This is a genomic window from Achromobacter sp. SD115, assembly GCF_017355315.1.
Lineage (GTDB): Bacteria > Pseudomonadota > Gammaproteobacteria > Burkholderiales > Burkholderiaceae_B > Achromobacter > Achromobacter xylosoxidans_B.
Window position 1 is genome coordinate 157,768 of sequence record NZ_JADIJM010000003.1, and the last position, 21,200, is coordinate 178,967.

Consider the following 21,200-nt stretch of genomic DNA (forward strand, 5'->3'; position numbering starts at 1 on the left):
AAAGTCTTTCTCCACATCAAATCAGTTTGCACACATTCATGTCAGCCCCCCGTTTCTTCTGCGACATCCCCCTGACCGCCGGCGCCCGCGTGGCGCTGCCGGACGCCCTGGCGCACCATGCGCTGCGCGTGCTCCGGCTGCGCGCGGGCGAAGCCGTGGCGCTGTTCAACGGCCAGGGCGGCGAATATCCCGCCACGCTCGAGGTGGACGGCAAGGCCGGCTTTGCGCAACTGGGCCAATTCCTGCCGCGCGAAGCCGAACTGGCCGGACGCGTTACTTTGGTGCAGGGGCTGCCCTCCGGGGACAAGATGGACTGGGTGGTGGAGAAGGCCGTGGAGCTGGGCGCCGCGCGCGTCTGCCCCATCGCCGCCCAGCGCAGCGTGCTGCAATTGTCGGGCCCCCGGCTCGACAAGCGCGTGGCGCATTGGCAGCGCATCGCGCAATCCGCCAGCGAACAATGCGGCCGCAACCGGCTGATGGCGGTGGACGCGCCGCTCACGTTGGCCGACTGGCTGCAACAGCCCGCCGACGGCCTGCGGCTAATGTGTCATCCCGAAGCGAGTGACAATCTTGCCGGCGCGCTGCGTGCCATGCCGAACCTGCAGGCCCTGACCTTGCTGGTGGGGCCCGAAGGCGGATGGTCGGACAAGGAATTGGCCCAGGCCCGCGAGGCGGGCGTGCAGGCCGTGCGCTTCGGCCCCCGGGTGCTACGCACCGAGACCGCGGGACTGGCGCTACTGTCGGCGGCCAGCGCGCTGCTGGCCTGGTAAGGCGATCAGGTCAGTTGTCTTCGCCGTAGGGCGCTGCCGCCACGCCGGGCTCGGGGTCCGGATGGCGTCCGGCGTGCTCGATGACATACGCAAAAACGCGACCGTTTTCGCGGGCGAAATCCGCCGCGTCGGAGCACACGGTTTCGATGCGGCCGGCGTCTTCTTCCAGCGCCGGATCGCCCGAATGCAGCTTGTACAGCCACAGCACCACGCCGGTCTTGTGGTCCAGCACGGTGTCGCACAGGCAGTCGTAGAGCGCGTCCAGGTTGCCACCGAAGTATTCGGGGAAATCGACCGCCTTGACGATGGCGCGCAGCACCGCGGAACGGCTGCGGGCAGGATCGCAATTGGCGACGAACAGGGCCAAGCCAAGCTCATGGGCGGCATCCACCACGGCCTTCTTGTCCAGCCCGTCATGGGCCAGCGCACCGCCGCGCATCAGCTGCCGCTGCAGAGTAGATTGGCCATTGCGCGTCATGCCTGAGCCCCCTTGAAAAAGGCGATCACTTCGTCGTTACGCTGCATCGTATCGGCATAACCCAGTTCAATCAATCGCTTGGTGTAGCTGGATTCAAATAAGAGGTAGGACATCAGCGACCCGCCGCCGGGACGGTCTGGGTCGGACGATACACCGAGTACGCGGAAAAGGGCACGGGCCTGGGCCGGCATATCCTGCAAATGTTCCAGCGCCATGACATCCAGCGACTGGCTGGGGGTGATCGTCAGGACCTCGATGCGGCGCGCGTGGCCCTGCGCGCCGTCCGTACTGGACTGGTCCATCAGAAAGTTGATGCGTTCCAGGCGCTCGACATCGGCCGACAGGCCATCCAGGAAAATGCTGGCCAGCGCATGCCCGCCGACCTGGGCCAGCGAGGGATAGGGTGGCGAATCCTCGCGGTTTTCAGGGTGGGTTTCGTCGCGGAAACCCGTGCCTATCACCAGCACCCGATGCGCCCCCAGGTGTATGGCCGGACTGATGGGCGCAAGCTGGCGCATCGAGCCGTCGCCGCACCACTCCCCCTTGCCATGCACCTGCACCTGGCGGGCCGGGAAGACGAAGGGAATGGCGGACGAGGCCATCAGGTGGTCGATGCCGATGGGCGTGGGCAGCGCCAGCCGCAGATAGCGGTGCCAGGGCTCGATGGGCGTATGCGCCTGATAGAAGGTCAAGTGCTCGCCGCTGGTGTAGCCCGAGGCCGTGATCGCCAACGCCGACAGCGCGCCGCTTTCAAGATTGGTGCGCAGGTGCTGGAAGTCCAGCACCCGCTCCAGCAGGCCCTGCATGGGGCTGTTGTCCAGCAGCGAATGGGGCCGCTTGCGCGTCAGGCCCGAGTACATCCACCCCAGCGACAGCAAGCCCAGCCAGCGCACGCCGGTACGGATCAGGCCGGGCGCATCGGCCCGGTAGATCATGTCGGTGTTCAGGGAGGACCACAGCCGGCGGATGCGGCGCACGCCCAGATGAGGCCGGTCGGCGCGGCAGGCCAGCGCGGCGGCGTTGATGGCGCCGGCGGACGTGCCGCAGATGATGTGGAAAGGATTTTGAAAGCGCGAGTGCCAGTCCGGATCCAGCAACTCCATGATGGCGCTGAGCACGCCCACCTGATAGGCGGCGCGGGCGCCGCCTCCGGTCAGGACCAGGCCGGTCGGCGTGCGCGGGCACGCCGGACCGGGTGGCGTCACATCAACGCGGTGTATTGACATCGACCACCGTCATCGCGGTCATGTTGACGATGCGGCGCACGGTGGAACTGGAGGTCAGGATGTGCACCGGCGCGTTCGCGCCCAGCAGGAACGGCCCCACCGCCACGTTGCCGCCGGCGGCCGTCTTGAGCAGGTTGTAGGCGATGTTGCCCGAGTCCACGTTCGGGCACACCAGCAGGTTGGCCTGGCCCTTGAGCGTGGACGACGGCAGGATGCGCATGCGCAGCGCTTCGTCCAGCGCGCAGTCGCCGTGCATCTCGCCGTCGATCTCCAGGTCCGGCGCGGCCTGGCGCACCAGCTCCAGCGCGCGGCGCATCTTCGCGCCCGAGGCCGAACTGCCCGACCCAAAGTTCGAACGCGACAGCAGCGCGATCTTGGGCGCCAGGTACATGCGGCGCATCTCGTTGGCGGCGGCGATGGTGAATTCGGCGATCTGCTCGGCCGAGGGTTCGTCATTGACGTGCGTGTCCACCAGCACCACCGTGCGCTCATTGAGCAGCAGGATGTTCATGGCGGCGTACACATTGTGGCCAGGGCGGCGGCCGATGACTTCGTCCACGAAGCGCAGGTGGTCGTGGTACGCGCCCACCGAACCGCAGACCATGCCGTCGGCATCGCCCAGGCGCACCATCATCGCGCCGATCAGCGTCATGCGGCGGCGCATTTCCACACGCGCCATTTCCTTGGTGATGCCACGGCGGCACATCAGTTCCCAGTACGTGGTCCAGTACTGGTGGAAGCGCTCGTCGTATTCCGGGTTGGTGACTTCGACGTCCTCGCCCAGGCGCAGCCGCAGGCCCAGCTTTTCGATGCGGGTCAGCAGCACCGACGGACGGCCCACCAGGATGGGACGAGCCAGGCCTTCGTCCACGATCACCTGCACCGCGCGCAGCACGCGCTCGTCCTCGCCTTCGGCGAACACGATGCGGGCCGGGCCGCCTTCACGCACGATGCGCTTGGACGCGGAGAACAGCGGCTTCATGAACGCGCCCGAGTGGTACACGAACTGCTGCAGCTGCTCTTCGTAGGCTTCCAGGTCGGCCAGCGGACGCGTGGCCACGCCGCCTTCCATGGCGGCCTTGGCCACCGCCGGGGCGATGCGCACGATCAGGCGCGGATCGAAAGGCTTGGGAATCAGGTATTCAGGACCGAAGGAAATGTCGTAGGTGCCATAGGCCGCCGCCACGACTTCGTTCTGCTCTTCCTCGGCCAGCTCGGCAATGGCGTAGACCGCCGCCTTTTCCATTTCACGCGTGATGGTGGTGGCGCCCACGTCCAGCGCGCCGCGGAAGATGTAGGGGAAGCACAGCACGTTGTTGACCTGGTTCGGATAGTCCGAACGGCCGGTCGCCATGACCACGTCGTCGCGCACCGATTGCGCCAGTTCCGGCAGGATCTCGGGCGTGGGGTTGGCCAGCGCCAGGATCAGCGGGCGCGGGCCCATCGCCGCGACCATCTCGGGCTTGAGCACGCCGCCGGCCGACAGGCCCAGGAACACGTCGGCGTCCTGGATCACCTCGGCCAGCTTGCGCGCGTCCGTCTTTTGCGCGAAGCGCGCCTTGTCCGGGTCCATCAGCACGGTGCGGCCTTCGTAGACCACGCCTTCGATGTCGGTGACCCAGATGTTTTCCAGCGGCAGGCCCAGGTCCACCATCAGGTCCAGGCAGGCCAGCGCGGCGGCGCCGGCGCCCGAGGTCACCACCTTGACCTGCTTGATGTCCTTGCCCACGACCTTCAGGCCGTTGATGAAGGCGGCCGACACGCAGATCGCGGTGCCATGCTGGTCATCGTGGAAGACAGGGATCTTCATGCGCTCGCGCAGCTTGCGCTCGACGGTGAAGCATTCGGGGGCCTTGATGTCTTCAAGATTGATGCCGCCGAAGGTGGCTTCCAGGCCGGCGATGATCTCGACCAGCTTGTCCGGGTCGGTCTCGTTGATTTCGATGTCGAAGACGTCCAGGCCAGCGAACTTCTTGAACAGCACCGCCTTGCCTTCCATCACCGGCTTGGAGGCCAGCGCGCCGATGTTGCCCAGGCCCAGCACCGCGGTGCCGTTGGTGATCACGCCCACCAAGTTGCCGCGCGCCGTATAGCGGTACACATTGGCCGGATCGGCCACGATCTCTTCACAGGCTGCCGCCACGCCGGGCGAGTACGCCAGGGCCAGGTCGCGCTGATTGGTGAGCTGCTTGGTCGGCGTGACCGAGATTTTGCCGGGGCGACCAAGCTCATGGTATTCAAGGGCGGCTTTGCGGAGATTGGCATCCATAGGGGCGGCTACTGGCTAGAGTGTGTGACACGAAAGGGGGGAATTCTATTCCGATGGCGGGCGCCGCGATACCTCGGCAATCCCCGCCTGCCCCTTGGATAAGCATGCGCATCCCATGTTAGCGCCGGCTTACAAATTGTCGCTATTCCGCGATGTGGAATGAGGGAAAACGACCATCGGGATCGAACAGCGCCTTCACCCGGGAATCCAGGCGGGTGGTGGCCAAGCCGGGCGGCTCGTCCCCGCTCATGGGCGTTTGGGGCGCGGGCGCGGCGTCGGCCAGCGTCACCGTCTGCACCCAGGCCAGCGTGCCGCCCTGTCCCAGCAGCAGATGCGCCAGGTTGACGGTGGCGGGCGCTTCCGGCTTCAGGGCATCCAGCCGGTAGCGGCCCAGCCAGCGCTCGCCGTCCCGGGTGGCGAAGGCATCGCCGCCCGCAGCCAGCTGGAACAGCGTCGGCACCAGGCGCTGCACCGTGGCGGAACGCAGGGGCTGGACGTCCGACTCGCCGAACGGTCCCAGCGTTTCTTCTATGCCGTCCGCCAGCATCACGTCCAGCGCCAGCACCCCCGACTCTGCGCAACGCCCGGCGGGCCAGTTGGCCTTGGCCGCCAGCCACGCGGCCAGCGTCAGGTCCGCGGGCAGGCCGGCGAACTGTCTCAGCCCGGCCTGGGCCAGCGCCGCCACCAGCGTCCCGGGCTGCGCGCGCCAGCGTCCGGTATCGCCGGACAGGCGCACCAGCCCGGTCAGGGCGGACGGATCCACCCGCAGGAGCGGGCCGTGGGCCGTCTTGAAGGGTCCTTCGGCTCCCGTCAGCGCCAGCGTCACGCGGTATTCGGCGCAAAGCGTGCGCGCATGCGCCACGTCCGCGTCCTGCGCCGCTGCCAGCACGGCCCGGGGGGCGCCCTCTTCCGCCTCGCCCAGGTCTCGGACGGATCCCTGGCAGAGCAGGGCCAGCCGCTCCATGAAGGCCGACCACGGGCTGCGGGCCGGACGACGGCCCAGGAGGAAAGCGCGCCGGGATGGCTGCATGACTACAATTCCTTTTCCGCTACAAAACGCCTTCGAGAATCCGATGCCCCGCCTTGCCCATCGCACCAACGATTTCCTGACCTTCCAGGTAATGGAACTATTCAAGCAGGCGCAAGCGCTGCAGGCAGCGGGCAAGGACATTATCAGCCTGGGCATCGGCGAACCGGACTTTACCGCGCCCCCCCAGGTCGTGGAAGCGCTGGAGCGCGCGGCGCGCGCCGGCCTCAGCGGCTACAGTCCCTCGGCCGGCCTGACGCCGCTGCGCGAGGCCATCGCCCAGTTCTATCAAGAGCAGTTCGGCGCCCGGATCAATCCGGCCCGCGTCATTGTCACCGCCGGCGCCTCCGGTGCCCTGACGCTGGCCTGCGCGGCGCTGGTCAATCAGGGCGGTGAAGTGCTGATGCCGGATCCGTCCTACCCCGCCAACAGCAATTTCGTGCTGGCGGCGGGCGGCGTGCAGCGCCTGATCCCCAGCACGGCGGCCAAGCGCTTCCAGTTGTCGGCGCAGGACGTGGCCAGCCACTGGACGCCCGCCACCCAGGGCGTGCTGGTCGCCTCGCCCAGCAACCCCACCGGCACGTCCATCGACCACGGCGAACTGGCCGAATTGCTGGCGCAGGTCCGCGCCCGCGACGGCTTCGCCATCGTCGATGAAATCTATCTGGGCCTGTCCTACGAAGGCCAGCCACGCTCGGCCCTGACGCTGGACGACGACGTCATCGTCATCAACAGCTTCTCGAAGTACTTCCACATGACGGGCTGGCGCCTGGGCTGGATGATCGTGCCCGAGGACATGGTGGCGCCGGTGGAGAAAATCGCCGCCAGCCTGGCGATCTGCGCGCCCACCTTGGCGCAGCACGCCGCGCTGGCCTGCTTCTCGCCCGGCGCCATGAAGACCTTCGAGCACCGCCGCGAAGCCTTCAAGCAACGCCGCGACTACCTGCTGCCGGAATTCGAGCGCCTGGGCATCCAGGTGCCGGTCAAGCCGGACGGCGCTTTCTATATCTATGCCGACATCGCCAACCTGGGCATGGACAGCGCCGCGTTCTCGCAGCGCCTGCTGCTGGAAGCCGGCGTGGCCGCCGTGCCAGGCCTGGACTTCGGGCCGGCCCATGGCGGCCACACCATGCGCTTTTCCTATGCCACCGGCCTGGACCGGCTGGAAGAGGCAGTCGTCCGCATCGGCCGCCTGCTGCAAGGCTGACCCCAAAAACAAAGCGCGTCCCCAGGGGACGCGCTTTGCGCTCAGGCCAGGCCGGCTGTCAGTCGCGCGCCAGCGCGATGCCGGAGGCCAGCGCCAGGCGGCGGCGCTCCGCCTGCACCTTGGCGCCATAGCCGTTGTCGTCCGGCCCCGTGGAACCCACGTAACAGGCCAAGCCCCCATCCACCGAACCGCGGCGGTTGATGCAGTCGCGCAGGATGGTGGCGCCCACGCCGATATTGGCGGCGGGGTCTAGCGGGTTCTTGCCGACCGCGTCGAACTTGTCCTGGTGCACGCTGGTCATCACCTGCATCAGCCCCTGGGCGCCCACATGGCTTTCGGCCAGGGGGTTGTAGCGGGACTCGATGGCGATCACGGCCAGCACCAGCAGCGGGTCCAGCTGCTTTTCGCGGCTGACCTTGTACACGACGTTCAAGAGCGGGCCGGTGGCGTCATAGGCGACCTTGTACTTGCGCGAAATATAGTTGCGCAAGGCTTCCGCCTGAGGACCGGTGGCGGTCATCACGGCAGGTTTCTTGGGCGCCGGAGGGGCGACACGGGCGGGCCCCAGCATGCCGGTGGCATTGCTGGCGGGAGCAGAGGGAACGGCCATGGCAATTGCCGACGCACTGTCGGAACCCAGTTCGGAACCGGCTTCGGATTCGATGCCGGCTTGCATGGATGAAGGCGCTAGGGCGGTCAACAAGGCTTTGTGCACTTGCAGTGCCTGGTCGCGCAAACCAGGCAGGGCGAATCCCATGCTTACCGTCACAATGACCGCAATGCCCAGATAAACGGAGCAGATGCGCAGGGACTCGGCAAGATATTGGTGCACTCCTTGGGCCAGGCTTCGGAACAAGCTGGCCACTGACGCATCGGGCATAAAACCTCCTGCGTTAAAAAAGAGGGAGTCAATGTTAACCTCTCTGTCTACCCAACATGTAACCAAATAGCTGGGATCTGTAGTGAAATACCGCGACCTTAGAGACTTCATCGCCCAACTTGAACGCATGGGCGAGCTCAGACGCATCGCTGCGCCGGTGTCCACCCGGCTGGAAATGACTGAAATATCGGACCGTGTCCTGCGCGCGGAAGGGCCCGCCCTGCTGTTTGAAAACGCGCAGCACAACGGGCAGCCCGCGCAGATGCCGGTGCTGACCAACCTGTTCGGCACCCCGGCCCGCGTGGCCCGCGGCATGGGCGCCGACGACGTCAGCGCCCTGCGTGACATCGGCGAGCTGCTGGCCTCGCTGCGCGAGCCCGAAGCACCCAAGGGTCTGCGCGACGCACTGGCCAAGGTCTCGATGCTGAAGTCCGCGCTGTGGGACATGAGCCCCAAGAACGTCAGGAGCCCTGCCTGCCAGGAAATCGTCTGGGAAGGCAAGGACGTGGACCTGAACCGCCTGCCGATCCAGACCTGCTGGCCCGGCGACGTGGCGCCGCTCTTGACCTGGGGCCTGGTGATCACGCGCGGCCCCAATGCGCGCAGGCAGAACCTGGGCATCTACCGCCAGCAACTGCTGGGTCCCAACAAGCTGATCATGCGCTGGCTATCGCACCGCGGCGGCGCGCTCGACTTCCGCGACCACGCCCTGGCGCATCCCGGCACGCCCTTCCCCATCGCCGTCGCCCTGGGCGCCGACCCGGCCACCACGCTGGGCGCGGTCACGCCCGTGCCCGACAGCCTGTCCGAATACCAGTTCGCGGGCCTGCTGCGCGGTTCCCGCACCGAGGTCGCCCGCGCGCTGGGCAGCGACCTGTCCGTGCCGGCCTGGGCCGAAATCGTGCTGGAAGGCCATCTGCTGCCGTCCTCCGACCCGCGCGCCATCGCGCCTGTCGTGCCCGAAGGCGTCAACCCGCCGCCGAATACCGATTACGAAATGGCGCTGGAAGGTCCCTATGGCGACCATACCGGCTACTACAACGAGCAGGACTGGTTCCCCGTCTTCACGGTGGAGCGGATCACGATGCGGCGCAATCCCATCTACCACTCCACCTACACCGGCAAACCGCCAGACGAGCCCGCGGTGCTGGGCGTGGCGCTCAACGAGGTCTTCGTGCCGCTGCTGCGCCGCCAGTTGCCGGAAATCGTGGACTTCTACCTGCCGCCGGAAGGCTGCAGCTACCGCCTGGCGGTGGTCTCGATCCGCAAGCAGTACGCCGGCCATGCCAAGCGCGTCATGTTCGGCCTGTGGAGCATCCTGCGCCAGTTCATGTACACCAAGTTCATCGTGGTGGTGGACGAGGACATCAACCCGCGCGACTGGAAGGAAGTGGTGTGGGCGATGACCACCCGCATGGATCCGGTGCGCGACACCTTGCTGGTGGAGAACACCCCCATCGACTACCTGGACTTCGCCTCGCCGGTCTCCGGCCTGGGCGGCAAGATGGGCATGGACGCCACCAACAAATGGCCCGGCGAAACCAATCGCGAATGGGGCACGCCTATCGCCATGGATGCGGACGTCAAGAAGCGGGTGGATGAGATGTGGGGGCAGTTGGGCCTTTGAGTTCCGGGCTCGCACCATAAAAAACCCGCCTGCATGGCGGGTTTTTATTGGGCAAAGCCGCAGCGTCAGCGTTGGCCGGCCGCCGGATCATCATCGCGACGCGAGTTCTGCCAGGCCTTGAACAATTGCCAGCCGACAAAGGCGCCGCCGGCGATCTTCAAGAGCTTGGAGCGCTTGCCGCCGCGCATGATCATGGCGGACAGCGATGAGCTGACGATGGGATAGCGCCGCGCCAAACTGATTGCCTGCAAGGCCCAGCGCGATGCGCCGCCCGAGGCCAAGCCCGGCAGCAGTCCCTTGAGGAGCGCGGCAGGTTCCAGCTTGCGTCCGGTTGACGCGATGCTTTGCGCCAGCGATTCGCGTTCGATGGCGGCGCGGGCGCGCAGCAATTCGATGCGCACGGCGCGGTCGACGGTGGGAGACCTTTTCGTCATGCTTCAGCCCTCCTCGCGCCGGCGCGCCTGCGCTTCGTCGTCGTCCTGCGCGTCGCGCACTCGCTCCAGCAGTTCGGCGTCGCGCCCGAGTTCTTCGAGCGTAGCGGCGAACGGCGGCGCGCCATAGACCAGCCCGTGGCGCACCGCCACCAGCAAGGCCACGCCAACCAGACCGTAGAAACCCGCCAGCAGGCCCAGGGCCAGATAGCGGTCTTCAGTGGGCCAGAACGCCACCGCGACCGTGACGGTGAAGACCAGCACCGCCAGCGTCAGGAACAGCAGCGCAGCAAACGCCATGCCCAAAAGCTTGAGCAGGCGCGCTTTTTCGTCCGCCGCTTCCAGCGCCAGCAATTCCAGGCGCGTGCGCAACAGCCCGACCACGCTGGAGGCAACGCCGAAAACAGATTTTCGTAGACCCATGGCTGAAAAGGACGCCGGGCGGGAAGCGCGGCCTTGCGCCCGCGCCGCCCGCCCGGATGTCCTGCCCTATCAGCGGCGGCTGATCAGCAAGCCGAGCAGCAGGCCGGTCACGCCTGCGATGCCGATGGCTTGCCAGGGATTGTCGTGCACGTAGTCGTCGGTCGCGCGGGCGGCCTTGCGGCCGCGTTCCAGCACGGCATCCTGTGCTTCGTACAGGGCTTCGCGCGTGCGCTTCAGGGACGTCAGCGCGCGGTCGCGCAATTCGTTGGCCTTGTCGCCCGTGCTGCTGGCGGCTTCGCGCAGCAGGCTTTCGGCGTCATTCAGGCTGGACTTGACACTGTCGATGAGTTTTTCTTTTGCGACTTCTTCGGATTTTCTCGTGGCCATTATTTGAGCTCCTGTTGTGTGTCAATGACGGAACCATCATACCAGCCGCCATGCGGGACACACGGCGCGCTTGCTACGGGGTGCTACTTGATTTGCGTAATCTCAACGGCGGACTTGACGCCGCCCTGATCGATGTCCTGCTTCATCACCAGATTGATCGCCGGACAGTACCAGTCCGTCACGGTGGTGTTCATGCCCGGGATGGGAATGGTCAGGCCCTGGAACGTGGCCATGGTGGGATCGGAGTTGCGGGTGTAGGTGATCGGATGGCAGGACTGCGAGCCCAGGGCCGTCTTTACCGACGTCTTCTGTCCCACGGTTTTCTCGCCGATGCGCACGGTGGTGCTGGGCTGGCCGCCCACCGGCGCTTCCTTGCCGATCTTCAGGCGGAAGGACGAGCCGGGCAGCTTCTGGCCGGCGCTAAGCTGGCCGTCATAGGCGAAGAGGCCCAGCATGCGCAGGTCGAACTGGCCTTCGGAAGGCTTGGGCGCCTCGCCCGCGCTGGCATAGCGCAGGAAGGTGGCCTGGCCGCCCTTGACCGTCATCAGGTAATCCAGCTTGGACTTGCCTGGCGGCAGGCCGGCATAGCTGAACGTGGCCACGCCCTGCACGCGCGCGCGGCAGTTGTCGCCATTGCTTTTTGTAACTTCGGCGAAAGTCAGGTCGGCGCCCAGCGCCAGGTTGCCGGTGCCGGTCAGTTGCACCGCGCCGCCGTCATGCATGAACTGCGCATCGCACACGCCGGCCTGCGCCGCAGCGGCCGCGCCCAGCGCGCCCACCGTAAAAACCAGGGATGCCATTTTTCGCATCGTCACAAGCCACTCCATGAATCCGGAAAAAACCGCCCGCGCCTGGCGCAGGGTTGGCTTGATACTACACCGGTTGCAAAGCCCGGCGCGTGTCGGAACGTGTCGGCGCGGCCGCGCCAGCAGCGGCTACGCAGGGGTGCCAGCAAGCGCGGCGCGGCCGATCAGCGCCTGGATCTCCGGCACGCAGGAACCGCAGCCGGTGCCGCAGCCCAGTGTGGATTTCAAGGCCGCCAGATCGCAGCCTTGACCGATGCCGGCCAGGATCGCGGCCTCGCTCACGCCGTTGCAGACGCAGACCGCGCGCGAGCGCGCCGCCCCCGCGACCCGCCCCGTCAGCAGCGCCGCCACGCTGGCCGGCGCATCGCCGCCGCCGGCCCAGGACAGCAGCGCATCCTGCGCCCGCAGGTCGCCGGCCAGCAGGAAGCCATGCAAGGCGCCGTGCGCCACCCTGACCCTGCGCATCTGGCCGCGCGCAGGGTCGTCGAAAGCCACATCGGGCTCGATCAGGCCCAGCGCATCCGCCATCGCTGCCAGCTCCTGTGCCGGCGGCGCGGCGCAGGCCGCCAGGCGCATGCGCACGCCGCCCGCGCCCACCGGCAGGACCACCGCGTAGTCGAAGCGCCGCAGCCAGGGCGCCAGCCGCGCGCGCAGCGCGGCGCCGTCGCCCTGCAGCCAGCCGGCGGCCTGCCACGCCAGGCCGGCCGGTTCCGCGGACACGGCACAGTGCTTGAGTTCAGGCTGGCGCGAAATGGGATCGGCGGCCGGATTGGTCAGCGCATTCACCCCCTGCCCGGCCATGTAGGCGCTGCCCCAGTGCATGGGCAGGAACACCTGTCCCGCTGCCAGTGACTCGTCCGCCTGCACGGGTAGCACCACACTACCCCGGCGCGAAGCCACCCTGGCCAGCGCGCCGGGCGCCAGCGCCAACCGGCGCATGTCCTCGGGATGCATGGACACCCACGGTTCCTCGACATGCTGCGTCAGAGCGCGGGCCAGGGAGGTGCGCGCCATGGTGTGCCAGTGATCGCGCAGGCGGCCGGTGGTGAGCCGCAGCGGATACTGCGGCGTAGTGGCTTCGGCGACCGGCCGGTAGTCCACGTCGCAGAACCGCGCGCGTCCGCTGGCGGTGGGGAACACCCCATCGGCATACAGGCGCGCCGTGCCTTGCCCTTGCCGGTAGGGCCATTGCTGCGGCCCGTGCGCGTGCAGTGTCGCGTAATCCAGCGCGCTGTAGTCCAGGTCCCGGCCCGCCGTCGTACGGACGTGCTCGGCAAAGACTTCGCTTTCATCCCGGTAGGCGAACAGCGCCGCCTTGTGCGGGGCCATGCGGGCGGCCAGGCGCAGCGCGACCGCCTGCGCCAGGCGCCAGTCCGGCTGCGCATCGCCTGGCGGATCGATCGCCGCGCGCACCCGGCTGATGCGCCGTTCCGAATTGGTGACCGTGCCGGATTTCTCGGGCCAGGTGGCGGCCGGCAGCACCAGGTCGGCATAGGCCAATGTCTCGGTGCCCGCGTACGCCTCCTGCACGATGACGAACTCGGCGCGCTCCAGCGCCGCGCGAACCCGGGCCTGATCCGGCAAGGACTGCGCCGGGTTGGTGGCCGCTATCCACAGCACCTTGATGCGCCCTTCCAGCACCGCGTCGAACATCTCCAGCGCGCTGGCGCCCGGCGCCTGCGGCAAGGCGTCCACGCCCCACAACGCGGCGGCTTCCTCGCGATCCGCGGGCGATGCGGGATCGCGGTGGCCCGGCAGCAGCGTGGCCATGCCGCCGGCCTCCCGGCCGCCCATCGCATTGGGTTGCCCCGTCAGCGAGAATGGCCCCGCGCCCGGCTTGCCGATCTGCCCGGTGGCCAGATGCAGGTGTATCAGCGCGGCGTTCTTGTCGGTGCCGCTGGCCGACTGGTTCAAGCCCATGGTGTAGAGCGACAGCGCCGCGCCCGCCGCGCCGAACCAGCGCGCCGCCTGGACGATGTCCGCTGCCGGCACGCCGCAGATCGCCTGCGCCGCTTGCGGCGTGTACTGCCGCGCACGCTGCATCAGCGCCTCGAAGCCCTCGGTATGGCGCTGGATGTAGCGGTGGTCCAGCAAGCCCTCCTGCTCCATGACATTGAGCATGGCGTGGAACAGGGCCACGTCGGTGCCGGGCGCCAACTGCAGATGCAGGTCGGCGAACGCCGCGGTATCGGTGCGCCGCGGGTCCGCGACGATCACCTTCATTCCCGGGCGCAGCGCCCGCGCGGCCTCCAGCCGCCGGAACAGCACGGGATGCGCATACGCCATGTTGGAGCCGGCGATCAGCACCGTGTCCGCCAGGTCCAGGTCTTCGTAGCAGGCGGGCGGCGCGTCCGCGCCCAGGGTGCGCTTGTAGCCCGACACCGCGCTGGACATGCACAGGCGCGAATTGGTGTCGATGTTGTTGGTGCCGGCCAGCGCGCGCGCCAGCTTGTTGAAAACGGCGTAGTCCTCGGTCAGCAACTGCCCCGACAGATAGAAGCCCACGGCGTCCGGCCCATGCCGCGCAATCGTGTCGGCCAGCTTGGCCGCCGCGATATCCAGCGCCTGCTCCAGCGCGATGCTGCACAGGGCCTGGCCGCGTGTCTCGCGCCATTGCGCCGACAGCACGCGCGCGTCGTCGCGCCGCACCGTGTCCGCCAACGCCAGGCCTTTGCTGCACAGCCTGCCGCGATTGGCGGGATGCTGCTCGTCGCCGCGCACGCGCAGTACCGCGCCGTCGCGCGTCTCTACCCGCACGCCGCAGCCGGTGCCGCAATAGCAGCACACCGACGCCACTTCGCGCACGCCTTGCGGCGCCGCGTCCACGATATCGATCCGGCGAGCCATGGGCGCATCCATTTCCTAATCCCCCGCCGCGCCTTCGCCCTGCATGAGCCGCTCGCGCAGGGCGCCGATGCGCCGGCCCTCGCGGATCAGCCGCACATACCAGGCGCTGTCCGCCGTGTCGCCGTACAGGCAGGCGCCCACCAGCTTGTCGTCGCGGATCACCAGCTTCTTATAGACGCCGCCCGGGGTATCGGCCAGCGTGATCGCCTCGGTCTGCTCGCCTCCCGCGAAATCGCCGGCGGAAAACAGGTCGATGCCGGTGACTTTGAGACGGGTCGAGGTCACGCTGCCTTGGTAGCGGCCGATGCCATGCAGCGCCAGGTGGTTGGCCGCCACCTTTGCCTGTTCGTACAAGGGCGCGACCAGCCCGTAGGCGGTGCCGCGATGGCTCACGCATTCGCCCACGGCGTAGATGCGGGGGTCATAGGTCTGCAAGGTATCGCTGACCACCACGCCGCGGTTCACATGCAGGCCGCAACGCTCGGCCAGTTCGGTGTTGGGCCTGACGCCCACCGCCATCACCACCAGGTCCGCCGGAATCTCTTCGCCGTCCGCGAAGCGCAGCGCGCGCACCCGTCCGCCGGTCCCGCCCAGGATCTCGCGGGTCTGGCGTCCCAGCAGGAACTTCAGGCCACGCGCCTCCAGGCCACGGCGCAACATGGCTGCTGCGCCGCCGTCCAGCTGCCGGTCCAGCAGCGATTCCCCCAGATGCACCACGGATACGTCCATGCCGCGCGCGGCCAGCCCGTTGGCGGCCTCCAAGCCCAGCAGGCCGCCGCCTATCACCACCGCGTGCCGGTAGCGCGATGACGCCTCTATCATCCGGTTCACGTCGCCGATATCGCGAAAGGCGATGACGCCGTCCAGGTCGCTGCCGGGCACCGGCAGGATGAACGGATTCGAGCCCGTGGCCAGCAGCAGCCGGTCATAAGGCGCCTCGGTGCCATCATCGGCCTGCACCACCCGGCGCGCGCGATTCACGGCGACCACCTTGCGCTCGAGCAGCAGGCGGATGCCGTGGCGGGCGTACCAGTCCTCGTCATTGAGCACAATGTCCCGTAAGCTCTGCTCGCCCGTCAGCACCGGCGACAGCAGAATGCGGTTGTAGTTGGGGTACGGCTCAGCGCCGAACACCGTGATCTCGTACAGATCGGGCGCCAGCTTCAGCAGCTCTTCCAGCGTGCGCATGCCCGCCATGCCGTTGCCGACCACCACCAGCTTCTGCTTCGCATCCATGGCTGCCTCTAGGCGGCTGCGCGCGATGCGCCGGCCTCGGCCAGCGGCTGCGGGTCCACTGCCAGGGCAGCATTGGCCTGGTGCGCCGCCTGCGAACGCTCCGGGTTGCCATGGCGGCGATGCAGGAAGTCCACCACCGCCGCGCGGCAGGCCAGATAGTCCGCATCATTGGCCAGCCGCACGCGGTCGCGCGGACGTGGCAAGGGCACCGGCAGGATCTCGCCGATGGTCGCGGCCGGGCCATTGGTCAGCATCACGATGCGGTCCGACAGCAGCACGGCTTCATCCACGTCGTGCGTGACCATGACGGTGGTGGTGCGCGTCTTGGCGACGATCTTCAGCAATTCGTCCTGCAGATGCGCGCGCGTCAGCGCATCGAGCGCGCCGAAGGGCTCGTCCATCAGCAGCACGCCCGGCTCGATCGCCAGCGCCCGCGCGATGCCCACGCGCTGCTTCATGCCGCCCGAGATCTCGCGCGGCAGCTTGTTTTGCGCCGGCAACAGGCCCACCAATTCCAGCGCGGCGCGCGTGCGCTCGTTCAGCTGCGCGCGCTTTTCCGTCGCGCCAAACACCCGTTCCACCGCCAGGTACACATTCTGGAAGCAGCTCAGCCACGGCAGCAGCGAATGGTTCTGGAACACCACGGCGCGGTCCGGGCCGGGGCCGGTGATCTCGCGCTCGGCGCACAGCAATACGCCGCTGGTGGGGCGAGTCAGGCCCGCGATGAGATTGAGCAAGGTCGACTTGCCGCAGCCGGAATGGCCGATCAAGGTGATGAACTCGCCCTGTTCCACGGTCAGGTCGATATCGCGCAGCGCCACGAATGCGCCCTTGCGGGTGTTGAACGTCTGGCCCACACGCTCGATGCGTACGTATTTCTTCATGGCGCTATTCCTCGGTATAGGTGAAACGGCGGGCCAGGGCGACCAGCAGGGTTTCCAGCAGCAGCCCCACGATGCCGATCACGAAAATCGCGATGACGATGTGCTCCACCTTCAGGTTGTTCCATTCGTCCCAGAGCCAGAAGCCGATGCCGGTGCCGCCGGTCAGCATTTCCGCCGCCACGATCACCAGCCAGGCGGTGCCGATGGACAGCCGCACGCCGGTCAGCATGTAGGGCAGCACGGCGGGCAGCAGCACCTTGGTGGTCACCTTCCATTCGGACAGGTTCAGCACCCGCGCCACGCTCAGGTAGTCCTGCGGCACGCGCGACACGCCGACCGCGGTGTTGATGATCATGGGCCAGATCGAACAGATGAAAATGGCCCAGATGGCGGCCGGGTTGGCCGCCTTGAACAGCAACAGCCCCAGCGGCAGCCAGGCCAGCGGCGACACCGGCCGCAGCAGGCTGACGATGGGCGAGAACATGGCCCGCACCGCCGCATAGCGGCCGATGGCGAAGCCCGCCGGAATCCCGATCAGCGCCGCCAGGCCGAAGCCGATCGCCACGCGTTCCAGCGATGCCAGCAGGTTCCAGCCTATGCCTTTGTCATTCGGGCCGTTGTCGTAGAACGGATCGGAAAAGAGTTCGACGGCCGCGCGCCAGGTGACGCCGGGCGTGGGAATTTCCGGTATCCGCAGCGCCACCACCTGCCACACCAGCACAAACAATGCGAAACCCGCCACGGGCCCCACCACGGCCCGCAGCGCGAACTCCAGGCGTTCACGCCAAAGGGCAATGAATTCATCGCCGCGGCTCATAGTCGTTACGCTAGACATTGCATGCTCCCTTTCAGGCCTGGACCTTGAATCCATCGGCGTAGGCCGCGGGGTTGCTGCCGTCCCAGACCACACCGTCTATGAGTTTCGAGCTGCGCATCTCGCTGGCCGGCAGCGGCGCGCCTGCGGCCTGCGCGGCCTGCTTGTAGAGGTCGATGCGGTTGATCTGTTTCGCCATCGCCAGATAATCGGGATGCGCTTTGAGCAGGCCCCAACGCTTGTGCTGGGTGAGAAACCACATGCCATCGCTCAGGTACGGGAAGTTGGCGGAACCATCGGCGTAAAAGCGCATGGCATGCTCGTCGGTCCAGCGCTTGCCCAGCCCGTCCTCGTAGCGGCCCAGCATGCGGTCGACGATGCCGCTGGCATCCGTGTTGACGTAGGATTTGGCCGCGATGGTCTCGGCGGTTTTCTGGCGGTTGGCGGGCGAGGCGTCGATCCATTTACCGGCCTCGAGTATCGCGGCCGTGACCGCGCGCGCGGTGTTCGGATGGCGCGATACGAAGTCCGCGCTCGTGCCCAGCACCTTCTCGGGGTGGTCGGTCCAGATGCCCTGCGAGGTGACGGCCGTGTAGCCGATCTTGTCGAGGATGGCGCGCGCCCCCCAGGGTTCGCCCACGCAGTAGCCATCCATGTTGCCCACGCGCATGTTGGCCACCATCTGCGGCGGCGGCACGGTGATGACCTTGGCGTCCTTCATGGGATGGATGCCGTAGGAAGCCAGCCAGTAATATAGCCACATCGCGTGCGTGCCGGTGGGAAAGGTCTGCGCAAAGGTGTATTCGCGCTTATCGGACGCCATCAATTTGGCCAGCGATTCGCCGTCGCGCACGCCCGCCTCCAGCAGCTTGTTCGACAGCGTGATGGCCTGGCCGTTCTGGTTCAGGCTCATCAGCACGGCCATGTCCTTCTTCGGCCCGCCTATGCCCATATGCACGCCGTAGACCATGCCGTACAGCACGTGCGCCATGTCCAGTTCGCCGTTCATGAGCTTGTCGCGCACGGCGGCCCAGGAGGCTTCCTTGGAAGGCGTGATCGTCACGCCGTGCTTCTTGTCCAGGCCCAGCACCGAAGCCATCACGACCGAAGCGCAATCGGTCAGCGGAATGAAGCCGATCTTGACTTCGGTCTTCTCGGGCGCGTCGGTGCCGGCGGCCCAGGCGCCGGCGCGCACCAGCGGGTCGACCAGCGACAGCAGGCTGGCGCCGGCCACCGCGCGCGCCGTGCCGCAGAGCCATTTGCGGCGTCCGGCGTTGGCGCTGAGGTCCCCGCCGGCGGCGGCGTCGGTGGAGGGGCTACGGGTCGATGGCGTCATGCATGGCTCCTGGCAAAAAAAAACGTCCCGCGCGCCATGGATCCCTATCCGGTGGCGCTGCGGAACGTCGTTGTCCCTGACCGCTGATCGCGGCGCGTTGCATCGGACCACCTTCGTTGGCAGCCCGATTCCACTGAAGCAAATGCTGTGCCAGAAAGAAAAAAACGTGCCTCGATGGTCCGCCAGGCCGTGCCTACGCTGGTGCGGCCCGGCGCCGCGTCGCGTCGCCCGGAATCGCGGAAAACCAGCCGTGAACCAAATTGGTGCGCAGCCGGTTGCGGCAGCGCACCATCCGCGTGCGGTCCGCGCTCCACCGCTGTGCGCGCCCAGCGGACAGCACCGCAAAACGCGGTGGCATGGAACTTGCATGACTGAACGCATCAGAGGGGAATCACATGCTCAAGGTCATGCTGCTCAACGATGGCGAAGGACGCGCGGCGTCGCTGCGGCAGACGCTCGCCGCGGCAGGCGTGCGCGTCGTGGCCGAAATGGCGCCGGACATGGATCTGGCCGCCGCCATTGCGCAGGCGGCGCCCGACGTGGTGCTGATCGACAGCGACGCGCCCGGCCGGGACACGCTGGAGAACGTTTGCGTGGCCAGCGAACACAGCGATCGCCCGGTCGTGATGTTCACCGACAACGGCAATCGCGAAACCATACGCAGCGCCTTGCGCGCCGGCGTCGCGGCCTACGTGGTGGGCGACGTGCCGGCCGGGCGCATCGGGCCGCTACTGACGGTGGCGATCGAACGCTTCGCCATGGAGAAGTCGCGGCGTGAAGAACTGCGCGAAGCGCAATCGCGCCTGGCCGACCGACAGTGGGTGGAGAAGGCCAAGGGCATCCTGATGAAGGCGCGCTCGATTTCCGAGGACGAAGCCCACGGCCTGCTGCGCCAACGCGCCATGCAAAGCCAGAAGCGGCTGGGCGAGGTCGCCCGGGAAGTCGTGGAGATGAGCGCCTGGCTGGGCAAATCCACTTAATAAGCTTTGGTTATATGGAACAAAGAAATCAAAAGTTGTGGGGATGAAGCCCCCTTCCTATGATCCAACGACACTATGCCGGGTACGCCCGAGGCGGGCATTCATGAAGCTTTTCCCGATTTTTGCCGATCTGAAAGACAGGCTGGTCCTGGTGGTAGGCGGCGGCGCCGTCGCCGAACGCAAGACGCTCGCGCTGCTGGAAGCCTCGGCCGACGTGCTGCTGGGCGCGCCGGAACTGACGCCCGCCCTGGCCGCCCTGGCCGCTGAAGGCCGCATTCGCCATCTGTCCGGCCGTTTCAATCCCGCCTGGCTCGACGAGGTCTGGTTGGTGGTCGCCGCCACCGATGACCGCGACACCAACGCCGCCGTGTCCGAGGCCGCCGTCGCCCGACGCATATTCAGCAACGTGGTGGACGATCCCGAACTGTCGTCCTTCCAGGTGCCTTCCATCGTCGACCGCTCGCCCGTCATCGTCGCGATTTCCTCGTCCGGCGTGGCGCCGGTGCTGGCGCGGCGCATCCGGGAACGCATCGAATCCCTGTTCGACCATACCCTGGGCCAGTTGGCCGGGCTGGCCGCCCACTACCGCAAGCGCATCCGCGCCAGCCATCCCGACCTGGGCGCGCGCCGCCGCTTCTACGATTGGCTGCTGGACGGCCCGGTGGCCGGCTTCCTGCGCCAGCAACAGCCAGCCCAGGCCGAGGCCGCGCTGGCGGCGGCATTGGCGGCGCCGCGCGCACCCGACGCCGGCAGCGTGGTGCTGGTGGGCGCAGGCCCCGGCGACCCCGGCCTGTTGACGCTGAAAGCGCTGCGTGCACTGAACGAAGCCGACGTCATCCTGCACGACCGCCTGGTCAGCAACGAGGTCATGTCGCTGGCGCGCCGCGACGCCGAACGCGTATCGGTCGGCAAGCTGCCCGGCGAGGACCACAACGCCACCCAGGCGCGCATCCACAGGCTGATGGTCGAACATGCGCGCGCCGGCCGCCGCGTGGTGCGGCTCAAGGGCGGCGACGCCTTCATCTTCGGCCGCGGCGGAGAAGAGCTGGAGTACCTGCGCGCGCATGGCGTGCGCTATGAAGTGGTGCCGGGCATCACCGCCGCGCTGGCCTGTGCGGCCTACGCCGGCATCCCGTTGACGCATCGGGAACACGCCCAGTCCGTCCGCCTGATCACCGCGCACTGCCGCGAAGATGAAGACAACCTGGACTGGCCCGCGCTGGCCCGTGAAAAACAGACCCTGGCTTTCTACATGGGCGTCGGGCAACTGGATCTGCTGACCGGCCGCCTGCTGGCTCATGGCCGCGCGCCAGACACGCCCTTCGCCCTGATCGAGAACGGCAGCCGGCCCGAGCAGCGCGTGCTGTCCGGCACGCTGGAGCAACTGCCGGTCCTGGCCGCCGAGCACGCCATCCGCTCCCCCGCGCTCTTGATCGTGGGCGAGGTGGCGGGATTGGCGTCGCAACTGCAGTGGTTCGGCCAGCACATCGAGGGGCGGGTGGAGTGCATGGCGGCCTGACGCAGTGAGCACAGGCCGACCTCGCCAGGCCAAATGAAAAACGCCAGCCGCTT

At 67.5% G+C, this 21,200-nt stretch carries 18 protein-coding genes and 1 pseudogene; 5 read left to right on the forward strand and 14 right to left on the reverse strand.

Features of this window, described 5'->3' with window-relative positions; all coding sequences use genetic code 11:
- Positions 1 to 38: 38 nt before the first annotated feature.
- Positions 39 to 770, forward strand: a complete 732-nt coding sequence (locus IPU70_RS05400; RefSeq protein WP_207465564.1) for a 16S rRNA (uracil(1498)-N(3))-methyltransferase — start codon at positions 39 to 41, stop codon at positions 768 to 770.
- Positions 771 to 780: 10 nt separating this feature from the next.
- On the opposite strand, the gene IPU70_RS05405 is transcribed toward IPU70_RS05400, so the two are convergent.
- The 4 genes from IPU70_RS05405 to IPU70_RS05420 form a co-directional block, all read right to left on the reverse strand.
- The gene (locus IPU70_RS05405; protein WP_207465565.1) at positions 781 to 1,248 is read right to left on the reverse strand and encodes a barstar family protein; all 468 of its coding nucleotides are present in this window, start codon (positions 1,246 to 1,248) and stop codon (positions 781 to 783) included.
- Positions 1,245 to 2,474, reverse strand: coding sequence for a patatin-like phospholipase family protein (locus IPU70_RS05410; protein WP_242702331.1), 1,230 nt, complete (start codon positions 2,472 to 2,474; stop codon positions 1,245 to 1,247). The genes IPU70_RS05405 and IPU70_RS05410 overlap by 4 nt, the downstream gene beginning before the upstream one ends.
- Positions 2,455 to 4,743, reverse strand: coding sequence for an NADP-dependent malic enzyme (locus IPU70_RS05415; RefSeq protein ID WP_207465566.1), 2,289 nt, complete (start codon positions 4,741 to 4,743; stop codon positions 2,455 to 2,457). Before IPU70_RS05415 ends, IPU70_RS05410 begins: the two co-directional genes overlap by 20 nt.
- A 142-nt stretch (positions 4,744 to 4,885) precedes the next feature.
- Positions 4,886 to 5,773, reverse strand: a complete 888-nt coding sequence (locus tag IPU70_RS05420) for an FAD-binding protein (protein WP_207465567.1) — start codon at positions 5,771 to 5,773, stop codon at positions 4,886 to 4,888.
- Between the two features lie 43 nt (positions 5,774 to 5,816).
- Between IPU70_RS05420 and IPU70_RS05425 the strand changes: the two genes are divergently transcribed.
- Positions 5,817 to 6,977 carry a pyridoxal phosphate-dependent aminotransferase gene (locus IPU70_RS05425; RefSeq protein WP_207465568.1) on the forward strand — a complete coding sequence of 387 codons (1,161 nt, stop codon included), beginning with the start codon at positions 5,817 to 5,819 and terminating at the stop codon, positions 6,975 to 6,977.
- Positions 6,978 to 7,035: 58 nt separating this feature from the next.
- On the opposite strand, the gene IPU70_RS05430 is transcribed toward IPU70_RS05425, so the two are convergent.
- Positions 7,036 to 7,857, reverse strand: a complete 822-nt coding sequence (locus IPU70_RS05430; RefSeq protein WP_207465569.1) for a lytic transglycosylase domain-containing protein — start codon at positions 7,855 to 7,857, stop codon at positions 7,036 to 7,038.
- Positions 7,858 to 7,939: 82 nt separating this feature from the next.
- Here IPU70_RS05430 and ubiD point away from each other — a divergent pair, with 82 nt between their 5' ends.
- Positions 7,940 to 9,484: a 4-hydroxy-3-polyprenylbenzoate decarboxylase gene (ubiD, locus tag IPU70_RS05435; RefSeq protein WP_207465570.1), complete on the forward strand. Its 1,545-nt coding sequence runs from the start codon at positions 7,940 to 7,942 to the stop codon at positions 9,482 to 9,484.
- Positions 9,485 to 9,549: 65 nt separating this feature from the next.
- Here ubiD and IPU70_RS05440 read toward each other — a convergent pair whose 3' ends face one another.
- The 9 genes and pseudogenes from IPU70_RS05440 to IPU70_RS05480 form a co-directional block, all read right to left on the reverse strand.
- Positions 9,550 to 9,918, reverse strand: coding sequence for a hypothetical protein (locus tag IPU70_RS05440; RefSeq protein ID WP_207465571.1), 369 nt, complete (start codon positions 9,916 to 9,918; stop codon positions 9,550 to 9,552).
- A 3-nt stretch (positions 9,919 to 9,921) separates the two neighbouring features.
- Positions 9,922 to 10,338 (reverse strand): phage holin family protein, encoded by a 417-nt coding sequence (locus tag IPU70_RS05445; protein WP_043544378.1) that lies wholly within the window; start codon positions 10,336 to 10,338, stop codon positions 9,922 to 9,924.
- A gap of 69 nt (positions 10,339 to 10,407) precedes the next feature.
- Positions 10,408 to 10,725 carry a YqjD family protein gene (locus IPU70_RS05450; RefSeq protein WP_013395739.1) on the reverse strand — a complete coding sequence of 106 codons (318 nt, stop codon included), beginning with the start codon at positions 10,723 to 10,725 and terminating at the stop codon, positions 10,408 to 10,410.
- An 83-nt stretch (positions 10,726 to 10,808) separates the two neighbouring features.
- The gene (locus IPU70_RS05455; protein WP_013395740.1) at positions 10,809 to 11,534 is read right to left on the reverse strand and encodes a hypothetical protein; all 726 of its coding nucleotides are present in this window, start codon (positions 11,532 to 11,534) and stop codon (positions 10,809 to 10,811) included.
- A gap of 126 nt (positions 11,535 to 11,660) precedes the next feature.
- Positions 11,661 to 14,378: a nitrate reductase gene (locus IPU70_RS05460; RefSeq protein ID WP_242702332.1), complete on the reverse strand. Its 2,718-nt coding sequence runs from the start codon at positions 14,376 to 14,378 to the stop codon at positions 11,661 to 11,663.
- Positions 14,379 to 14,396: 18 nt separating this feature from the next.
- A pseudogene (locus tag IPU70_RS05465) lies at positions 14,397 to 15,614 on the reverse strand (NAD(P)/FAD-dependent oxidoreductase); the annotation flags it as partial.
- An 8-nt stretch (positions 15,615 to 15,622) separates the two neighbouring features.
- The gene (locus IPU70_RS05470) at positions 15,623 to 16,498 is read right to left on the reverse strand and encodes an ABC transporter ATP-binding protein (RefSeq protein WP_207465576.1); all 876 of its coding nucleotides are present in this window, start codon (positions 16,496 to 16,498) and stop codon (positions 15,623 to 15,625) included.
- Positions 16,499 to 16,502: 4 nt separating this feature from the next.
- Positions 16,503 to 17,333 (reverse strand): nitrate ABC transporter permease, encoded by an 831-nt coding sequence (gene ntrB, locus IPU70_RS05475; RefSeq protein WP_207465578.1) that lies wholly within the window; start codon positions 17,331 to 17,333, stop codon positions 16,503 to 16,505.
- Between the two features lie 13 nt (positions 17,334 to 17,346).
- Positions 17,347 to 18,648, reverse strand: a complete 1,302-nt coding sequence (locus IPU70_RS05480) for a CmpA/NrtA family ABC transporter substrate-binding protein (RefSeq protein ID WP_207465580.1) — start codon at positions 18,646 to 18,648, stop codon at positions 17,347 to 17,349.
- A 395-nt stretch (positions 18,649 to 19,043) separates the two neighbouring features.
- Between IPU70_RS05480 and IPU70_RS05485 the strand changes: the two genes are divergently transcribed.
- Together IPU70_RS05485 and cysG are read left to right on the forward strand one after the other, a co-directional pair.
- Positions 19,044 to 19,628, forward strand: a complete 585-nt coding sequence (locus IPU70_RS05485; protein WP_207465582.1) for an ANTAR domain-containing response regulator — start codon at positions 19,044 to 19,046, stop codon at positions 19,626 to 19,628.
- A 103-nt stretch (positions 19,629 to 19,731) separates the two neighbouring features.
- Positions 19,732 to 21,147, forward strand: coding sequence for a siroheme synthase CysG (gene cysG / locus IPU70_RS05490; RefSeq protein WP_207465584.1), 1,416 nt, complete (start codon positions 19,732 to 19,734; stop codon positions 21,145 to 21,147).
- Positions 21,148 to 21,200 lie beyond the last annotated feature (53 nt).

What these genes read in the sequence shown, in the direction of transcription:
- IPU70_RS05405 (WP_207465565.1), bottom strand. Translation starts at nt 1,248, where the DNA reads ATGACGCGCAATGGCCAATCTACTCTGCAGCGGCAGCTGATGCGCGGC.
- IPU70_RS05425 (WP_207465568.1), top strand. Translation starts at nt 5,817, where the DNA reads ATGCCCCGCCTTGCCCATCGCACCAACGATTTCCTGACCTTCCAGGTA.
- IPU70_RS05460 (WP_242702332.1), bottom strand. Translation starts at nt 14,378, where the DNA reads ATGGCTCGCCGGATCGATATCGTGGACGCGGCGCCGCAAGGCGTGCGC.
- cysG (WP_207465584.1), top strand. Translation starts at nt 19,732, where the DNA reads ATGAAGCTTTTCCCGATTTTTGCCGATCTGAAAGACAGGCTGGTCCTG.
- IPU70_RS05440 (WP_207465571.1), bottom strand. Translation starts at nt 9,918, where the DNA reads ATGACGAAAAGGTCTCCCACCGTCGACCGCGCCGTGCGCATCGAATTG.
- IPU70_RS05480 (WP_207465580.1), bottom strand. Translation starts at nt 18,648, where the DNA reads ATGACGCCATCGACCCGTAGCCCCTCCACCGACGCCGCCGCCGGCGGG.
- IPU70_RS05420 (WP_207465567.1), bottom strand. Translation starts at nt 5,773, where the DNA reads ATGCAGCCATCCCGGCGCGCTTTCCTCCTGGGCCGTCGTCCGGCCCGC.
- IPU70_RS05450 (WP_013395739.1), bottom strand. Translation starts at nt 10,725, where the DNA reads ATGGCCACGAGAAAATCCGAAGAAGTCGCAAAAGAAAAACTCATCGAC.
- IPU70_RS05400 (WP_207465564.1), top strand. Translation starts at nt 39, where the DNA reads ATGTCAGCCCCCCGTTTCTTCTGCGACATCCCCCTGACCGCCGGCGCC.
- IPU70_RS05455 (WP_013395740.1), bottom strand. Translation starts at nt 11,534, where the DNA reads ATGCGAAAAATGGCATCCCTGGTTTTTACGGTGGGCGCGCTGGGCGCG.
- IPU70_RS05415 (WP_207465566.1), bottom strand. Translation starts at nt 4,743, where the DNA reads ATGGATGCCAATCTCCGCAAAGCCGCCCTTGAATACCATGAGCTTGGT.
- IPU70_RS05410 (WP_242702331.1), bottom strand. Translation starts at nt 2,474, where the DNA reads ATGTCAATACACCGCGTTGATGTGACGCCACCCGGTCCGGCGTGCCCG.
- IPU70_RS05485 (WP_207465582.1), top strand. Translation starts at nt 19,044, where the DNA reads ATGCTCAAGGTCATGCTGCTCAACGATGGCGAAGGACGCGCGGCGTCG.
- ntrB (WP_207465578.1), bottom strand. Translation starts at nt 17,333, where the DNA reads ATGTCTAGCGTAACGACTATGAGCCGCGGCGATGAATTCATTGCCCTT.
- IPU70_RS05430 (WP_207465569.1), bottom strand. Translation starts at nt 7,857, where the DNA reads ATGCCCGATGCGTCAGTGGCCAGCTTGTTCCGAAGCCTGGCCCAAGGA.
- IPU70_RS05470 (WP_207465576.1), bottom strand. Translation starts at nt 16,498, where the DNA reads ATGAAGAAATACGTACGCATCGAGCGTGTGGGCCAGACGTTCAACACC.
- IPU70_RS05445 (WP_043544378.1), bottom strand. Translation starts at nt 10,338, where the DNA reads ATGGGTCTACGAAAATCTGTTTTCGGCGTTGCCTCCAGCGTGGTCGGG.